Origin of the sequence: Eubacterium uniforme (genome assembly GCF_900167115.1) — a bacterium.
GTDB lineage: Bacteria > Bacillota > Clostridia > Lachnospirales > Lachnospiraceae > Eubacterium_S > Eubacterium_S uniforme.
Genome location: NZ_FUXZ01000002.1, coordinates 145,752 through 161,660 on the forward strand (window position 1 = coordinate 145,752; position 15,909 = coordinate 161,660).

Annotated in this window: 15 protein-coding genes, 2 tRNA genes and 1 other RNA gene; all 18 read left to right on the forward strand. The window is 31.7% G+C overall.

The window, feature by feature from the left end; translation table 11 throughout:
• The first annotated feature begins 72 nt into the window (after positions 1-72).
• The 18 genes from infC to B5D16_RS00655 all read left to right on the forward strand — a co-directional run bounded on the left by infC (position 73) and on the right by B5D16_RS00655 (position 15,893).
• Positions 73-567 (forward strand): translation initiation factor IF-3, encoded by a 495-nt coding sequence (gene infC / locus B5D16_RS00570; protein WP_078765009.1) that lies wholly within the window; start codon positions 73-75, stop codon positions 565-567.
• 33 nt (positions 568-600) lie between these two features.
• Positions 601-798, forward strand: a complete 198-nt coding sequence (rpmI, locus tag B5D16_RS00575; protein ID WP_078765010.1) for a 50S ribosomal protein L35 — start codon at positions 601-603, stop codon at positions 796-798.
• Positions 799-822: 24 nt separating this feature from the next.
• Positions 823-1,179: a 50S ribosomal protein L20 gene (gene rplT, locus B5D16_RS00580; RefSeq protein WP_078765011.1), complete on the forward strand. Its 357-nt coding sequence runs from the start codon at positions 823-825 to the stop codon at positions 1,177-1,179.
• A gap of 180 nt (positions 1,180-1,359) precedes the next feature.
• Positions 1,360-1,443, forward strand: a tRNA-Leu gene (locus tag B5D16_RS00585).
• 147 nt (positions 1,444-1,590) lie between these two features.
• Positions 1,591-1,674, forward strand: a tRNA-Leu gene (locus B5D16_RS00590).
• A 129-nt stretch (positions 1,675-1,803) separates the two neighbouring features.
• Positions 1,804-2,811: a deoxyguanosinetriphosphate triphosphohydrolase gene (locus tag B5D16_RS00595; RefSeq protein ID WP_078765185.1), complete on the forward strand. Its 1,008-nt coding sequence runs from the start codon at positions 1,804-1,806 to the stop codon at positions 2,809-2,811.
• A gap of 9 nt (positions 2,812-2,820) precedes the next feature.
• Positions 2,821-4,575, forward strand: coding sequence for a DNA primase (dnaG, locus tag B5D16_RS00600; RefSeq protein ID WP_078765012.1), 1,755 nt, complete (start codon positions 2,821-2,823; stop codon positions 4,573-4,575).
• A gap of 71 nt (positions 4,576-4,646) precedes the next feature.
• Complete coding sequence (locus tag B5D16_RS00605; RefSeq protein ID WP_078765013.1) at positions 4,647-5,513, forward strand: class I SAM-dependent methyltransferase; 867 nt, start codon at positions 4,647-4,649, stop codon at positions 5,511-5,513.
• On the forward strand, positions 5,491-7,122 hold the full coding sequence (locus B5D16_RS00610; RefSeq protein ID WP_078765014.1) for a nucleoside kinase: 1,632 nt from the start codon (positions 5,491-5,493) through the stop codon (positions 7,120-7,122). Before B5D16_RS00605 ends, B5D16_RS00610 begins: the two co-directional genes overlap by 23 nt.
• A gap of 12 nt (positions 7,123-7,134) precedes the next feature.
• An RNA gene (gene rnpB / locus B5D16_RS00615) (RNase P RNA component class A) lies at positions 7,135-7,480 on the forward strand.
• A 261-nt stretch (positions 7,481-7,741) separates the two neighbouring features.
• Entirely contained in the window at positions 7,742-9,211 is a 1,470-nt protein-coding gene (locus B5D16_RS00620; protein WP_078765015.1) for a leucine-rich repeat protein, read from the forward strand.
• 193 nt (positions 9,212-9,404) lie between these two features.
• Entirely contained in the window at positions 9,405-9,983 is a 579-nt protein-coding gene (gene ispF, locus B5D16_RS00625; protein WP_078765016.1) for a 2-C-methyl-D-erythritol 2,4-cyclodiphosphate synthase, read from the forward strand.
• A gap of 99 nt (positions 9,984-10,082) precedes the next feature.
• Positions 10,083-11,504 carry a cysteine--tRNA ligase gene (gene cysS, locus B5D16_RS00630; RefSeq protein WP_078765017.1) on the forward strand — a complete coding sequence of 474 codons (1,422 nt, stop codon included), beginning with the start codon at positions 10,083-10,085 and terminating at the stop codon, positions 11,502-11,504.
• A 2-nt stretch (positions 11,505-11,506) separates the two neighbouring features.
• Positions 11,507-11,953, forward strand: a complete 447-nt coding sequence (locus B5D16_RS00635; RefSeq protein ID WP_242942955.1) for a Mini-ribonuclease 3 — start codon at positions 11,507-11,509, stop codon at positions 11,951-11,953.
• Positions 11,950-12,690, forward strand: a complete 741-nt coding sequence (gene rlmB, locus B5D16_RS00640) for a 23S rRNA (guanosine(2251)-2'-O)-methyltransferase RlmB (protein WP_078765018.1) — start codon at positions 11,950-11,952, stop codon at positions 12,688-12,690. The genes B5D16_RS00635 and rlmB overlap by 4 nt, the downstream gene beginning before the upstream one ends.
• A gap of 49 nt (positions 12,691-12,739) precedes the next feature.
• Entirely contained in the window at positions 12,740-13,294 is a 555-nt protein-coding gene (locus B5D16_RS00645) for an HD domain-containing protein (protein ID WP_242942956.1), read from the forward strand.
• Between the two features lie 152 nt (positions 13,295-13,446).
• Positions 13,447-14,067 (forward strand): 3D domain-containing protein, encoded by a 621-nt coding sequence (locus B5D16_RS00650; protein ID WP_078765019.1) that lies wholly within the window; start codon positions 13,447-13,449, stop codon positions 14,065-14,067.
• Between the two features lie 137 nt (positions 14,068-14,204).
• A complete protein-coding gene (locus tag B5D16_RS00655) occupies positions 14,205-15,893 on the forward strand; it encodes a glutamine--tRNA ligase/YqeY domain fusion protein (protein ID WP_078765020.1) in 1,689 nt (562 codons plus the stop codon).
• Positions 15,894-15,909 lie beyond the last annotated feature (16 nt).

Sequence of the window (15,909 nt, forward strand, 5' to 3'; positions counted from 1 at the left end):
TTTATAAGGTATACACTTATAATAGGGTGTTGATAATGATGATTATGGAGGTATAAAACAATTAGCGATTTAATGATTAATGAGCAGATCAGGGACAAAGAAGTAAGACTCATCGGTGAAGATGGAGAGATGATTGGTATAGTTTCGGCTAAGGAAGCTCAGAAACTTGCAAGAGAAGCAGAACTTGATCTTGTAAAAATTTCACCTAACGCTAAGCCACCAGTTTGTAAAATTATTGATTATGGTAAATACAAATATGAGATGGCTAGAAAAGAAAAGGAAGCTAAGAAAAAGCAAAAAGTAATTGAAATCAAAGAGGTTAGACTTTCTCCAAATATTGAAGAGAATGATTTAAAGACTAAGGCTAATAGCGCTAGAAAGTTTATTACTAAGGGCGACAGAGTTAAGGTTACTCTTAGATTTAGAGGTAGAGAGATGGCTCATATTCAGAGTTCTAAACATGTTTTAGATGATTTCGCACAGTTACTTTCTGATATTGCAGTTATCGATAAGGCACCTAAACTAGAAGGAAGAAATATGACTATGTTTTTAACTGAGAAAAAATAACTTAGTTAATCATATATTAAGGAGGATGAAACAATGCCAAAGATGAAAACAAGCAGAGCAGCTGCTAAACGTTTCAAAAAAACAGGAACAGGAAAGCTTAAAAGAATGAAAGCTTATAAGTCACATATCTTAACTAAGAAAACAACTAAGAGAAAGAGAAATCTTAGAAAAGCAGCAATGACAGATGCTACTAATGTAAAGAATATGAAGAAGATTTTACCTTATCTATAGGTTTAAAGTAGGAGGACAAGGAAAATGGCAAGAATCAAAGGCGGTATGAACGCTAGAAAAAGACATAATAGAGTATTAAAACTCGCTAAGGGTTATAGAGGAGCTAGATCTAATCAGTATAGAGTAGCAAAACAGTCTGTTATGAGAGCTCTTACAAGCTCATATGCTGGTAGAAAGCAGAAAAAACGTCAGTTCAGACAGTTATGGATTGCTAGAATTAATGCTGCAGCAAGACTTAATGGTCTTTCATACAGCAAGTTTATGTATGGTTTAAAGCTTGCACAGGTTGAAGTTAACAGAAAGATGTTAGCTGAGATGGCTGTAAATGATGCTGAAGGATTTACAAAACTCGTAGAAGTTGCAAAGGGAAAACTTGCATAACTACTTCTGATTTGAAAAATCAGAAGAGCCATCCGCGGCTTTGAGCGGAGTAAAAGATTCACTGGAAGTGAATCTACATCTTGGATTTGAAAAAAATCAAAAAAAATTATAAAAACCGTTGACATTATCCGACATAAATGGTATTATAGTCATCGCGTCAGGTAATTGAATGACGGTTTTGCGGGAGTGCTGGAATTGGCAGACAGGCTAGACTAAGGATCTAGTTCGGAGTTCCGAGTGAGGGTTCAAGTCCCTTCTCCCGCATACTTAAGACACAACAAGAGTTGTGTCTTAATTTTATTTTTACGACGAGTAAAGAACTAGATGTTTTTTAGTATTTTACAATCGTGATACAATCACCAATATAGACATAGTAGTTTTGATAATCGTATTTAGTTTGGTTTTAGGTTTGCAGTCGTGGCGGAATTGGTATACGCGCATGATTCAGGTTCATGTCCATGCATGTGGGTGTGGGTTCAAGTCCCATCGACTGCATAATTTTATAAAAGTGGGTTATGTCACTTTTATTTTTTTGCATTATTTGTTAAAATACTAATATTGAGAATGTATTATTAAGTGTGCCGTTATGGCAGTTATAGTTTTAATTCAGGAGTGAGAATGGGTATTAGTATTAGAGAACAATGGGAGGACTGGGAAGAGAGTTTCCTAAGTCAGTATGCATCTAAAAGTAAAAATAGTGAAGGCAGGGATGTACCTGAAGAACCTTGTGATCTTAGAACGATTTATCAAAGAGACAGGGATAGAATTATTCATTCTAAGTCGTTTAGAAGACTAAAGCATAAAACACAGGTTTTTCTTGCGCCTAGAGGTGATCATTATAGAACACGACTTACTCATACTTTAGAGGTTTCTCAGATAGCAAGATCAATCTCTAGAGCGTTAAGGCTTAATGAAGATTTAACTGAGGCTATTGCACTTGGTCATGATCTTGGACATACACCATTTGGTCATTGTGGAGAAAGAGCTCTTGATGGGATTTGTGATTTGGGTTTTAAACATAACGAACAAAGTATTAGAGTTGTTGAAGTTCTAGAGAACGAAGGCAAGGGCCTTAACTTGTCAAAAGAAGTAAGAGATGGAATATTAAATCATAAAACTTCTGGTAATCCAAAAACACTAGAAGGCCAGGTGGTTAGATATTCAGATAAGATTGCATATATTAATCATGATATTGATGATGCAATTAGAGCTGGGATTATGAAGGAAGATGATATTCCTGTTTATTATCGCGATATTCTTGGTGATACGACTAAAACAAGACTTGATGCACTTATTCATGATGTTGTAAATAACAGCATTGGTAAGGATAAGGTTTATATGTCTGATGAATACAACGATGCAATGTATAAACTTAGAGTGTTTATGTTTGATAGAGTTTATACTAATAAAGTTGCTAAAGGCGAAGAAGTAAAAGCTAATGCAATGATTGAGAAGTTATATGAGTATTATTTGAATAATGTTGATGAACTTCCAGAAGAATATTTATATCTTAATAGAGAAAAGGGAGAAGATATTAGAAGGGTTGTATGTGATTACATAGCTGGTATGTCGGATCAGTATTCTGTTAAGACATTTCAGAATATATTTGTTCCAAAATCTTGGGAAATGTAGAGGTTATTTATGTTTTACGGCGATGATGTGATAAATGAGGTAATTGAAAAAAATGATATAGTTGACGTTGTATCATCATATGTTAAGCTCAAAAAATCAGGCGCTAATTATTTTGGATTATGTCCATTTCATAATGAAAAATCGCCTTCTTTCTGCGTTTCGCCAGCTAAACAGATGTTTTACTGTTTTGGATGTGGTGAAGGTGGAAGTGTAATAACCTTTGTAATGAAATATGAGAACTATTCATTTGCTGAGGCGTTAAAGTTTCTTGCTGAAAAGGCTGGAATGCAATTACCAGAAGGAGAGGTTTCTGAGGAAAGTAAAAGAAATGCTGATATTAGAAATAAAATCCTTGAGGTTAATGTTTTATCAGCTAGATATTATTATCATATTTTGGTAAATGGAAATGATAAATCCGGACTTGATTATTTTAAGGGTAGAGAGTTATCTGATGATACAATAAAGAAGTTTGGTTTAGGATACACTGGAAAGAAAAGTTCTTTGTATCAGTATGTTAAGAGTAAGGGATATTCAGATGATATTCTTAAGGAAACTGGACTTTTTGTTTTTGATGAAAAAGGCGTTTATGATAAATTCTGGAATAGAGTAATGTTTCCAATTTTTGATGTGAATAATAAAGTGATTGCATTTGGTGGTAGAGTGCTTGGAGATGCTAAGCCTAAGTATGTTAATTCTAATGAAACGAAAGTTTTTAACAAAAGTAATAATATGTATGGTTTAAATCTTGCAAGAACATCTAGAAGTGATTATATGCTTATTTGCGAAGGATATATGGATGTTATATCACTTCATCAGGCTGGTTTTAATATGGCTGTTGCTGCACTTGGTACATCGCTTACAATTGGACATGCTAATCTTGTTAAGAGATATGCTAAGAAAGTCATACTTACTTTTGATAGTGATGAAGCTGGTACAAAAGCTGCACTTCGTGCTATTCCAATATTCTTAAATGCTGGATTATCTGTTAAAGTTCTTAATATGAAACCATATAAAGATCCAGATGAGTTTATTAAAAATCTTGGTAAAGAAGAATTTCAAAAAAGAATTGATGAAGCTGAGAATTATTTTATTTTTAAGATTAAGCAGCTCGAGAAAAACTATGACATAAATACTCCTGATGGTAAGACTGATTTTTATAAAGAAATAGCAAATGAACTTTCAAATTTCGGTGAGGAACTTGAAAGAAATAATTATATTGAGGCAGTAAGTAGAGAGTTTTCTATTGATAGAAAGCAGTTATCAGATCTTGTTACTAAGATGCTTTATAAACCTAAGAAGGCAACTTCGTATGATAAAGAAATTGATAATAGAAATAAAATGGTTGATGAAGAAGATGATGCAATATTAACTTCTCAAAGACTTTTGCTTACATGGTTAATTGAAGAACCAGCTATTTATGATAAGATTATAAAGTATGTAAATTCTACTGATTTTACAGATGAATTTTATAAGGATGTTGCTGATAAAGTTTTTAAACAATTTGCTGAAGGTAAGGTTAATCCTGTATTGATTATTAATTCGTATGAAGATGAGCAGATGCATAAAAAAGTTGCAAGAATTTTTAATAGTGAATTAAACAGTGAACTTAATGACAAGGAAAGAGAAAAAGCTCTTAATGAAATTGTTATTAATATTAAACTTAATAGTATTAGAAATAAACAGAGTACAACAACTGATTTAAATGAATATCAGATGTTGATGAATTTAGAAGAAGAGATTAAGAACATAAATATCAAATTATAATTTTATGAGAATGTGTTTGACATTATATTTTTAAGTGAAATAAAATTTATAGGAAAAGATAGGAATCAATTATGAATATATCAAATAGATTAAAAAGCGTTGCCAATATGGTTGCGTTTAAGACGTGTGTTGACGTGGGAACAGATCATGGTTATGTTCCGATTTATTTGTGCTTAAATAATATATGTGATTATGTTATAGCCATGGATATTAACAGAGGTCCTTTGAGTGTATGCTTTGATAATATTCAAAAGTATAGACTTTCAGATAGAATATATACAAGACTTTGTGATGGACTATCTGATTATGATGCTGGGGAAGCTGAAACAGTTGTTATATCAGGCATGGGTGGATTGCTAATTGAAAAGATTTTATCTAGAGATATTGAACTTGCAAAGAGTTTTAAACAGTTAGTATTATCTCCTCAAGGCGATGAAAAAGTAGTAAGAAAATTTTTGAAAGAAAATGGATTTACTATTGAAAAAGAAGATATGATTTTTGATGAAGGAAAGTATTATTTAATTATAGATGCTAGATATTATCAAAATGATACTAAGTCAGATGAGAAATTGTTGGATGAAGAATTGTCTGATGATGAAATAGATAATAAGAATGATATAGAGATAGATAATTCTAAAGAGGATATTGAGACTATTAATGAAGATGAAAATGATCATGAAGAAGAAAAATTAGTAGAAGAAATTAAGGAATGCTTTGGTGAATATTTAGTTGAAAATAAGAACAAAGTATTTGTTGAATATGTTACTAAAGAACATAGAAATTATAGTTTTATTTTAGAATGCTTAAAAGAAAAAGAAGCAGAAAACAAGGTTGATAGTACAAAGAATCGTATGATAGAGATTGAAAAGTATGTTAACTTATTAGAAAAAACTATGGATATTATGGGGGTTAGTTATGAGCGAGGAAGTAAAAACTAATAAGGTTAAATTAGCTGATTTAGCTAAGGATGCACAGAAGGATTTTGAATATGACATTGTGCTTGCAAAGGTTGATGGAAAACTCATGGAGTTAAATAACTATGTTAAGCAGGATGCAGAGATTGAATTCTTAACTACAGAAACCACATATGGTAATGATGCATATAGAAGAAGCATGACATTACTTTTACTTAAATCATTTCATGATGTATTAGGTAATAAGAATGTTGAAGAAATCAGAGTACAATATTCTGTAAGTAAAGGATATTATTGTACTTACAAAGGTTCTGAAGAATTAAGTGAGAATCTTTTAAAAAGAGTTTCTGATAGAATGAAGGAACTTGTAGATGCTAAAATCGATATAACAAAGAAAACTGTTAAAATTGGATATGCCATGAGTCAGTTTAGAAAACATGGCATGCTTGAGAAGGAAAAGTTATTTAGATATAGACGTTCTTCACAAGTTAATCTTTATGATATAAATGGTTTTGAAGATTATTATTATGGATATATGGTAATGAATACAAGTTACCTTAAGTATTTTGATTTATTTTTGTATGATGAAGGGTTTGTTCTTCAAATGCCAGTTAAAGAAAATCCAACTGTTGTTCCAGAATTTGAGCCACAGGATAAAGTTGCAGCAACTCTTAAGGGAACTGCTTCATGGGGTGAAATGTTTGGAATTAAAGGTGTTGCAGATTTAAATGAATGTATTACTAAAAAACAAATTGCGGATATGATATTAGTTCAGGAAGCTGTATTTGAAAAGAAGATAGCTGAACTTGCAAATGAAATTCATGAAAAAAATTGTAAGTTTGTAATGATAGCTGGTCCATCATCATCTGGTAAAACTACATTCTCACATAGACTAAGTGTTCAACTTATGGCTATAGGAATGAGACCACATCCAATTCCAGTTGATAATTATTTCGTAAATAGAGATAAGACACCTCTTGATGAAAACGGTGAAAAAGATTATGAAAGTCTTTTGGCAATAGATGTTAAACAGCTTAATGAAGACTTAGCGAATCTTCTTGATGGAAAGAAGGTTGAACTTCCAGAGTATAACTTTATTTCTGGTGAAAGAGAATACAAAGGTAATTACTTGCAACTTGATGAAGGTGATGTTCTTGTTTTAGAAGGTATTCATTGTTTGAATGATTTGTTAACATATGCCATACCAAGAGAAAAGAAGTTTAAAATATATTTATCAGCTCTTACAGTATTAAATCTTGATGAGCATACAAGAATACCAACTACAGAAGCAAGAATGCTAAGACGTATGGTTAGAGATGCTAGAACAAGAGGAATTAATGCTACAGAAACCATTAAGAGATGGGCATCTGTTAGAAGAGGTGAAGATAAGCATATATTCCCATATCAGGAAGAAGCGAATGAAGTTTTTAATTCATCACTTATATATGAACTTGGAGTATTAAAACAATATGTTGAACCATTGTTATATAGTGTTGATCCAAATTGCCCAGAATACACTGAGGCTAAAAAACTTTTAAAATTCTTGGATTATTTCTTGGGAATAAATAGTGAACTAGTACCACATAATTCAATTATTAGAGAATTTATCGGTGGTAGCGTATTTAATTGTTAATATGTTTAAACTTGAGTGGAGCAAATGATCGCGTGTACTATTGCCGAAAGGACGTGCACGAGGAAAGTCCGGGCTTCGCAGGGCAGGATGCCGGATAACGTCCGGTGGAGGTGACTCTAAGGAAAGTGCAACAGAAATTAAACCGCCTTTTAAAGGTAAGGGTGAAATGGCAGTGTAAGAGACTACCGCTTTGGTGGTAACATCAAGGGTCAGTGTAAACCCCATCTGAAGCAAGACTGAATAGAAAGTTGGTTGCCCGCCTATATCTTTCGGGTAGGTCGCTTGACTTTATTGGTAACAATAAAGCTAGATAGATGATCATTCTAGACATAACCCGGCTTATCGCTCCACTCATTATATAATTATATAAAATTGAATAAATTTGTTATATTTTGACAGAAATTTCATTTTTTTGGCAGATTTATGAAAGAACAATTAAAATCAAATTGGTAAAATTGCACAAAAATATGGTCAATAATATATTGAATCAAACAATAAAATGTAGTATTTTAACAAAAAATAGTGAAAAAAGCATAAAATTTTACAAAAATTGTATTTAGTGTTATAATTTTATTATAGAAGATAGTGGGTGTACTAATGGAAAAAGGAGGTGCCTGTTATGATGGAAAATGAGAACTACTTACAGCAGTCAGAAGGAATGCATCTTGGTGAGACAAGTGATATTTCTCTCTCAGCATCTGCAGACAATGACACTCATCAGGCTGTTGTTGAAATGAATAATGACCCTGAGGTTGTTGTTATAGCCGAAGGAACAACAGAGATAGCGCCTAATGAGTACAAGGAGAGAGTAAATTTAAAAGAAGTAAGATTACCTAAATCTTTAGAGAAAATCGGTAAAAGAGCTTTTTATGGATGCCAAAACCTTACCGTTGTTGTTTTTGGCGGAAATGAAAAAGTGATTGAAGATGAAGCATTTGCTAATTGTAGAGCACTTAGAAAGATTGAATTACCAGATTCACTTGAAGAGATTGGATATGGTGCTATTGAAAACTTTGAATTAGGTGGAACAATTGCACTTACAAACTTAAAGAAACTTGGTGCTAGAAACTTTAATATTTCTAGTTCACTAAAATTTGAAGTTGGTCCAAATCTTGAAGATATCGGTATGAGTTCATTTAACTGTGTTACAAAGATTAATGTTTCCTCAGATAATAAGAAATTTAAACTCAGAGATGGTTTATTATTAGATAGACTTGGAACTAGACTTCTTTTCTGTGAAAGAGATATGACTGATATGGTACTTGTACCAGCAACAGTTACTAAAATCGATGATTATGCATTCTATAATTGTCGTAAGATTAAAGGAGTTACAATTCCAGACGCAGTTACTGAAATTCCAGGATACGCATTTTCAGGTTGTGAAGCTTTAACTGAAGTTTATCTTCCGGGTAAACTTGAAAAGATTGCAAGATTTGCATTCTATCGTTGTAAAGCTTTAACAGAAATTAATATTCCTGGTACAGTAAAGAAAATTGAAAGTTATGCATTTGGTAGTTGTCAGGGTCTTAAGGAAGTTAAGGTTTCTGATGTATGTGAAACAAGAGGAGCTTTTGAAAGTACAGTTGTAGTTGTACCTGTACCAGCAGATCAGCTTACATTCTCATCACATTCAAGTGCTGCAACATCTATGTCAAGTGGTTCAGCTGCTGTTAGATCTTCATCTACACCATTCAGAACTGAATCAGCTGCCGCTTACAAAGCTTCTGTTTCATCATATTCATCTGCACTTGGTTCAAATAATAATTTGGCTAATCAGAAGAGAGATGAAATTAATGATAGAAGAATGGAACAGAAGAGACAGGAGCAGATGCGTGTTAAGGAAGAAAGACAGAACGCTCAGGAAGAACTTAATGCTCGTATGAGAGAAGAGTTTATGGAAAAGAAAGATGCTCTTATGCAGAAAGTTGCATTTATTAAAGATGAATTAAGAAGAACAAGTGGTGTTAATGTTCTTAAAAAGAACAAACTTAATAATCAGCTTTATGAATGTACTATTCAGGCTATCGATCTTAATGGTAAATATGGTACATATATTGATGAGTCAGAAAAAATTGAGATTGATGATTAATTAAAAGATTTCAAGGAATCGGCAGAAATGTCGATTCCTTTTTTGTGTTGTATAGAATTAAGTGAATTTATTTGCTGTGAATATAAAGAGAACCTATCATGTTATTATATGTATAAACTAGATTTATAAAATGTTATATGTTATAATTACATAATTATAGTTTATGAAAAATTATTAAGTTACGAGGTTTAATATGAGAATAGGAATGGGATATGATGTCCATAAACTTGTTACGGGACGTAAACTAATTTTAGGTGGTGTTGAAATTGAACATACACATGGTTTATTAGGGCATTCAGATGCAGATGTTTTAACTCATGCCATAATGGATAGTTTACTTGGAGCTGCTACACTTGGAGATATCGGGAAACATTTTCCTGATACTGATGAAAAATATAAAGGTGCAGATAGTATAGAATTATTAAAACATGTTGCAAAATTGTTAGATGATGAAGGATATATAGTTGGTAATATTGATGCTACAATTATTGCTCAGAAACCCAAAATGAGACCTTATATAGATACTATGAGAAAGAATATTGCTGATGCTTTATCGATTGATGTTTCTAAAGTAAATGTTAAAGCTACAACAGAAGAAGGTCTTGGGTTTACTGGAAATCTTGAAGGTATATCTTCTCAGTCTATATGTTTGCTTGAAAAAGTAGATGATTATATTTCAGATAATTATATTATTGCATCGACTGATGAAAATATAAATAATAATACTTTCAGAAACTGTAGCGGTTGTAGTGGCTGCAGTATGAATAAATAATATATAAGTTATAATAATAAGTGATAAAATAATAAACTGAATAATATTTCACGTGGTTAGTATTAAAATGCTACTAAGTGATACTGAAAGGATATAAATATGAAAATCTATAATACTCTTACAAGAAAAAAAGAAGAATTTGTTCCAATTGAAGAAGGAAAAGTTAAAATGTATGTATGTGGTCCTACTGTATATGATTTAATTCATATTGGTAATGCAAGACCAATGATAGTTTTTGATACATTTAGAAGATATCTTGAATATAAAGGTTATGAAGTAAAGTTTGTTTCTAACTTTACTGATGTTGATGATAAAATTATTAAAAAATCTATTGAGATGGGCATAGATTCAAAAGAAGTATCTGAAAAATTTATTGAAGAATGTAAAAAAGATATGGCATCTCTTAATGTTAGAGAAGCATCAGTTCATCCAAAAGCTACAGAAGAAATTGATGGTATGATTGATCTTATTTCTGACTTGATTGAAAAAGGATATGCTTATGAAGCTGATGGTACAGTTTATTATAGTACTAGAAGTTTTAAAGATTATGGAAAATTATCTAAGAAGAATATTGATGATTTAGAAGGTGGACATAGAGATGAAGCTCATGCATTAAAAGTTTCAGGTGAAGAAAGTAAGAGAGATCCACTTGATTTTGTTCTTTGGAAACCAAAAAAAGAGGGTGAACCTTTCTGGAAATCACCATGGTCAGAAGGTAGACCTGGATGGCATACAGAGTGTTCTGTTATGGCTAAGAAATATTTAGGCGCAAGTATTGATATTCATGCAGGTGGTGAGGATTTGATTTTCCCACATCATGAAAATGAAATTGCTCAAAGTGAAGCTTCAAACGGTGTGGAATTTTCAAAATACTGGATGCATAATGGTTTCCTTAAGATTAATAATGAAAAGATGTCCAAGTCTTTAGGTAACTTCTTTACAGTTAGAGATATAGGAAAGCATTATGAACTTGAAGTATTAAGATTCTTTATGTTATCAGCACATTATAGAACACCTATCAACTTTAGCGATGAACTCATGGAATCAGCTAAGACTAGTCTTACAAGAATTAGAACTGCAGTTGATAATTTAAATTATCTTTATGATAATTCTACAACTGAAAATATTACTGATGATGAGAAGAGCATTCTTGAATCTGCAGATGATTTTATTACAAAATTTGAAAATGCAATGGATGATGATTGCAATACAGCAGATGCTATTTCATCATTATTTGAACTTGTAAAATTAGCTAATGTTTCTGTTAACGAAACAAGTAGTAAGGAATTCATTAATGGATTTAAAGATAAAATTAATACAATAGCAAATGTTCTTGGAATTACTGTTGAAGTTAAGAAAGAAATGCTTGATGAAGAAATTGAAAAAATGATTGAAAAGAGAACACAGGCTAGAAAAGACCGTGATTTTGCTTTAGCTGATCAGATTAGAGATGAATTATTAAGTAAAGGAATAATTCTAGAAGATACAAGGGAAGGCGTTAAGTGGAAACGCAGTAATTAATTATGGATAATATGAATTTAGATATTTTTGAAGTTTTAAAAACCGGTTTATCTATAGAAGATGTTGCGATTGATACGTATTCACCGTTGACATTAGCATTTGTTGGGGATAATGTTTATGAATTAATTCTACGTACAAAGGTTGTTACTGATGGAAACACAGCGGTTAATAAGCTTAATAAGATGACATCTGATTTAGCTTGTGCAAAGTTTCAATGTGAACTTGTAAATGTGTTGATGGATGAGTTAAATGAGGAAGAAATTAGAGTTTTTAAGCGTGGAAGAAATGCTAAATCTAATTCAAAGGCTAAAAATGCTAGTTATAATGAATATAAGCATGCAACTGGTTTTGAAACATTAATTGGTTATTTATATTTGACGCATAATTCGGAAAGAATTTTTGAATTATTAAAAATAGGATTTTCTAAGGTGAATGGTGAAAATAGATGAGATATGAAGAATATACAGTAGAGGGCAGAAACGCTGTTATTGAGAGTTTGCGTTCTGGAAGGGACGTAGATAAGGTATTTGTCTTAGATGGATGTATGGACGGTGCTGTAAGAAGTATTGTCAGAGAAGCTAAAAAAGGCGACACTATTGTTGAGTTTGTTTCTAAGGAACGCCTTGATAATATGTCAAAGACCGGTAAACATCAGGGAGTTATAGCTTATGTTGCAGCGTATAATTACGCTAGTGTTGAAGATATATTAGCAAATGCAAAAGAAAAAGGTGAGGATCCATTTGTTATAATTCTTGATGGTATTATGGATCCACACAATCTTGGAGCTATTATTAGAACTGCTAATCAGGCTGGTAGTCATGGAATTATTATTCCTAAAAGAAGAGCTTGCGGACTTACTGCAGTTGTTGCAAGAACGTCTGCAGGTGCCATAAATTATACACCGGTTGCAAAGGTTACTAATATTTCGAATACAATAGAGGATTTAAAGAAGGAAGGTTTATGGTTTGCATGTGCAGATATGGGTGGAAGCGATATGTATGATCTAAATCTTAAAGGACCTATTGGACTTGTTATTGGTAATGAAGGTGAAGGCGTTAGTCGTCTTGTTAAGGAAAAATGCGATATGATAGCATCGATTCCTATGAAGGGTGATATTGATTCTCTTAATGCATCTGTAGCATGTGGTATTCTTGCTTATGAGATAGTAAGACAAAGGAGAATATAAATAATTATAATGTATTTTTAGAAGTATGTTGTGGGGGAGGTGCTTTAAATTGGAACAGAGTTTATTGATTCATAAGGCGATTGTTTATGCGACCAAAGCTCATGCTGGTCAGAAGAGAAAAGCAAGTGATGTTGATTATATTTCACATCCAATGGAAGTTATGGAGATACTTGCGCTTAATAATGCTAGTATTAATTTAAGAATTGCTGGTATATTACATGACACTGTTGAGGATACTCAAGTTACAATTGAAGATATTGAGAAAAATTTTGGAAGTGAAGTAAGAACACTTGTTGCAAGTCATACTGAAGATAAATCAAAAACATGGCATGAAAGAAAACAACATACAGTCGATTTTCTTAAAACAGCAACATTGGAAGAAAAACTATTAGCACTTGCTGATCTTATAGCAAATGCCAGATCCATTTTATATGATATGGATATACTAGGTGATGATGTCTGGAGTAGATTTAAAGCTACAAAAGAGGAAGAAGAATGGTATTATAATGGTATTCTTGATTCCGTTAAAGAGTTTAAAACTGATGAAAAATATGAAAAATTGTACAAAGAAGCAGAAAAATTATGCAGTAAAATTTTTGAATAAATAATGATTTGATATCTTAAGATTATTATGGAAATTTAACAATTCTAATATTATTGTAACATTTTTGTAACATTTTATTGACTTAATGTAACAATTATGTTATAAATATAATGCAGTGATTATGAAAGTCATTGTGTTAGGAGTGTAATTTTATGAAAACTTTAAAAAATTTTGCGGTAGGTATAGCAGTGGTTGCTTTAATCCCAGCCTCAATATTTGCAAAAGCAGACACAGAATCTCTTAAGACTAATAAAATCGTTAAAGAAGAAAAATTAGTTACAGGTGAAAATGAAGTTGAAGTTAAAGAATTAAATCTTCCAATTTTAACAAGTAGAAAGCCTGGGGATATGAATAGTATTTCTTATTCAAGTAAAATCCTTACAAATGCATTTGCTGAAGGCATTAAGGAAAGTAATAATAAGAAATCAGAATTGAAAAAAGATAATAAGACTGATAAATTTAAGGCTAAAAAGAAGTCAAAGAAAAAGTCTAAAAAGAAAAAGCAAAAAAAGCTTATTGGTAATTTCAAGATTACAGCTTATTGTATTCATGGTAGAACAGCATCAGGTACAACAACAACAGCTAATCGTACAATAGCTGCTGATCCATCAGTTCTTCCTTATGGTACTGAAGTTGTTATCAATGGAAAAACATATGTAGTTGAAGATACAGGCGGAGCAATTAAAAATAACAGAATTGATATTTATATGAGTACATATGATGAAGCAATTCAGTGGGGCGTTAAGAATGTTGATGTATATTACGCTAAATAAGAAATTATAAATTGCTCATGCATTTAAAAATTTATAAGTATTTAAATCCCGTGATTTTTGTCACGGGATTTTTAGTTGAAAATAAAGCATTTTTAAGGTATAATTTAACGATGAAATATTCTAGTGAGGTAGTAGTTATGTCAGAAGTAATTGATGTTAATGAAAAAGAAAAAAAAGAATCCAGAAATTTTATTGAAATGGAAATAGATAAGGATTTAGCTGAAGGTAAATATGATTCAGTTATTACAAGATTTCCACCAGAACCTAATGGTTATTTGCATATTGGTCATGCAAAGGCTGTTTTATTAAATTATGGTCTTGCTAAACAATATGGTGGACAATTTAATATGAGATTTGATGATACAAATCCTACTAAGGAGAAGATTGAATTTGTTGATTCAATTATTGAAGACATAAAGTGGTTAGGTGTTAAATGGGAAGGCGACATCCGTTATGCATCTGATTATTTTGATAAAATGTATGAAGCAGCTGTTACATTAATTAAAAAAGGTAAGGCTTATGTATGCGATTTGACAGCTGATGAAATTAGAGAGTATAGAGGAACACTTACTGAACCAGGTAAGAATAGTCCTTATAGAGATAGAAGTGTTGAAGAAAACTTACAGCTTTTTGAAGATATGAAAAACGGTAAGTATGCTGATGGCGAAAAAGTATTAAGAGCTAAAATTGATATGTCATCAAGTAACATTAATATGAGAGATCCTATTATTTATAGAGTTGCTCATATGACCCATCATAGAACAGGCGATAAATGGTGCATCTATCCAATGTATGATTTTGCTCATCCACTTGAAGATGCATTTGAAGGTGTTACACATTCAATTTGTACACTTGAATTTGAAGATCACAGACCTTTGTATGATTGGGTCGTAAATGAAGTTGGTTTTGAAAAGCCACCAAGACAGATTGAATTTGCTAAGTTATATCTTGAAAATGTAGTAACAGGAAAAAGATATATTAAGAAGTTAGTTGAAGATGGAATTGCTTATGGTTGGGATGATCCAAGACTTGTTTCTCTTAGTGGCCTTAGAAGAAGAGGTTACACTCCTGAATCTATTCAAAAGTTTATTGAACTTTGTGGTGTATCTAAGAGTAATAGTGTTTCAGACATCGCAATGCTTGAGTTCTGTATTAGAGATGATTTGAAACTTAGCAGACCAAGATATATGGGTATTCTTGATCCTATTAAACTTGTAATAGATAACTATGAAGATGGTAAAGTTGAAATTCTCGAAGCTGATAATAACCTTGAGAATGAAGAACTTGGTAAGAGAGAATTAAAATTTGGTAAAGAACTCTATATTGAAAGAGATGACTTTATGATTGAACCACCTTCAAAATACAAGAGATTATATCCTGGTAATGAAGTTAGACTTATGAACGCTTACTTTGTAAAGTGTGTTTCATATGAGACAGATGAGAATGGTAATGTTACTGTTGTTCATTGTACATATGACCCTGAAACAAAGAGTGGTTCAGGTTTTACAGGAAGAAAAGTCAAAGGAACAATTCACTGGGTACATGCTGATAGTGCAGTAGATGCTACTGTTAGACTTTTTGAAGAATTAATTGATACAGAAAAGGGTATGTTTGATGAGGAAGGAAATCTTAACTTAAATCCAAATTCTGTAGTAGAAATTAAGAATTGTAAACTAGAAGAAAAATTTGCTGAATTATCAAAAGATGAAAAGTTCCAGTTAGTAAGAAATGGATTTTTCTGTTTTGATTCTAAGGATTCTAAAGAAGGTGATATTGTATTAAATAGAATTGTATCACTTAAGAGTTCTTTTAAATTACCAAAATAAAAAGAAAGAATAGAGA

What these genes read in the sequence shown, in the direction of transcription:
- ispF (WP_078765016.1), top strand. Translation starts at nt 9,405, where the DNA reads ATGAGAATAGGAATGGGATATGATGTCCATAAACTTGTTACGGGACGT.
- cysS (WP_078765017.1), top strand. Translation starts at nt 10,083, where the DNA reads ATGAAAATCTATAATACTCTTACAAGAAAAAAAGAAGAATTTGTTCCA.
- B5D16_RS00610 (WP_078765014.1), top strand. Translation starts at nt 5,491, where the DNA reads ATGAGCGAGGAAGTAAAAACTAATAAGGTTAAATTAGCTGATTTAGCT.
- B5D16_RS00655 (WP_078765020.1), top strand. Translation starts at nt 14,205, where the DNA reads ATGTCAGAAGTAATTGATGTTAATGAAAAAGAAAAAAAAGAATCCAGA.
- B5D16_RS00605 (WP_078765013.1), top strand. Translation starts at nt 4,647, where the DNA reads ATGAATATATCAAATAGATTAAAAAGCGTTGCCAATATGGTTGCGTTT.
- B5D16_RS00620 (WP_078765015.1), top strand. Translation starts at nt 7,742, where the DNA reads ATGATGGAAAATGAGAACTACTTACAGCAGTCAGAAGGAATGCATCTT.
- dnaG (WP_078765012.1), top strand. Translation starts at nt 2,821, where the DNA reads ATGTTTTACGGCGATGATGTGATAAATGAGGTAATTGAAAAAAATGAT.
- rplT (WP_078765011.1), top strand. Translation starts at nt 823, where the DNA reads ATGGCAAGAATCAAAGGCGGTATGAACGCTAGAAAAAGACATAATAGA.
- rpmI (WP_078765010.1), top strand. Translation starts at nt 601, where the DNA reads ATGCCAAAGATGAAAACAAGCAGAGCAGCTGCTAAACGTTTCAAAAAA.
- B5D16_RS00635 (WP_242942955.1), top strand. Translation starts at nt 11,507, where the DNA reads ATGGATAATATGAATTTAGATATTTTTGAAGTTTTAAAAACCGGTTTA.
- B5D16_RS00650 (WP_078765019.1), top strand. Translation starts at nt 13,447, where the DNA reads ATGAAAACTTTAAAAAATTTTGCGGTAGGTATAGCAGTGGTTGCTTTA.
- infC (WP_078765009.1), top strand. Translation starts at nt 73, where the DNA reads ATGATTAATGAGCAGATCAGGGACAAAGAAGTAAGACTCATCGGTGAA.
- rlmB (WP_078765018.1), top strand. Translation starts at nt 11,950, where the DNA reads ATGAGATATGAAGAATATACAGTAGAGGGCAGAAACGCTGTTATTGAG.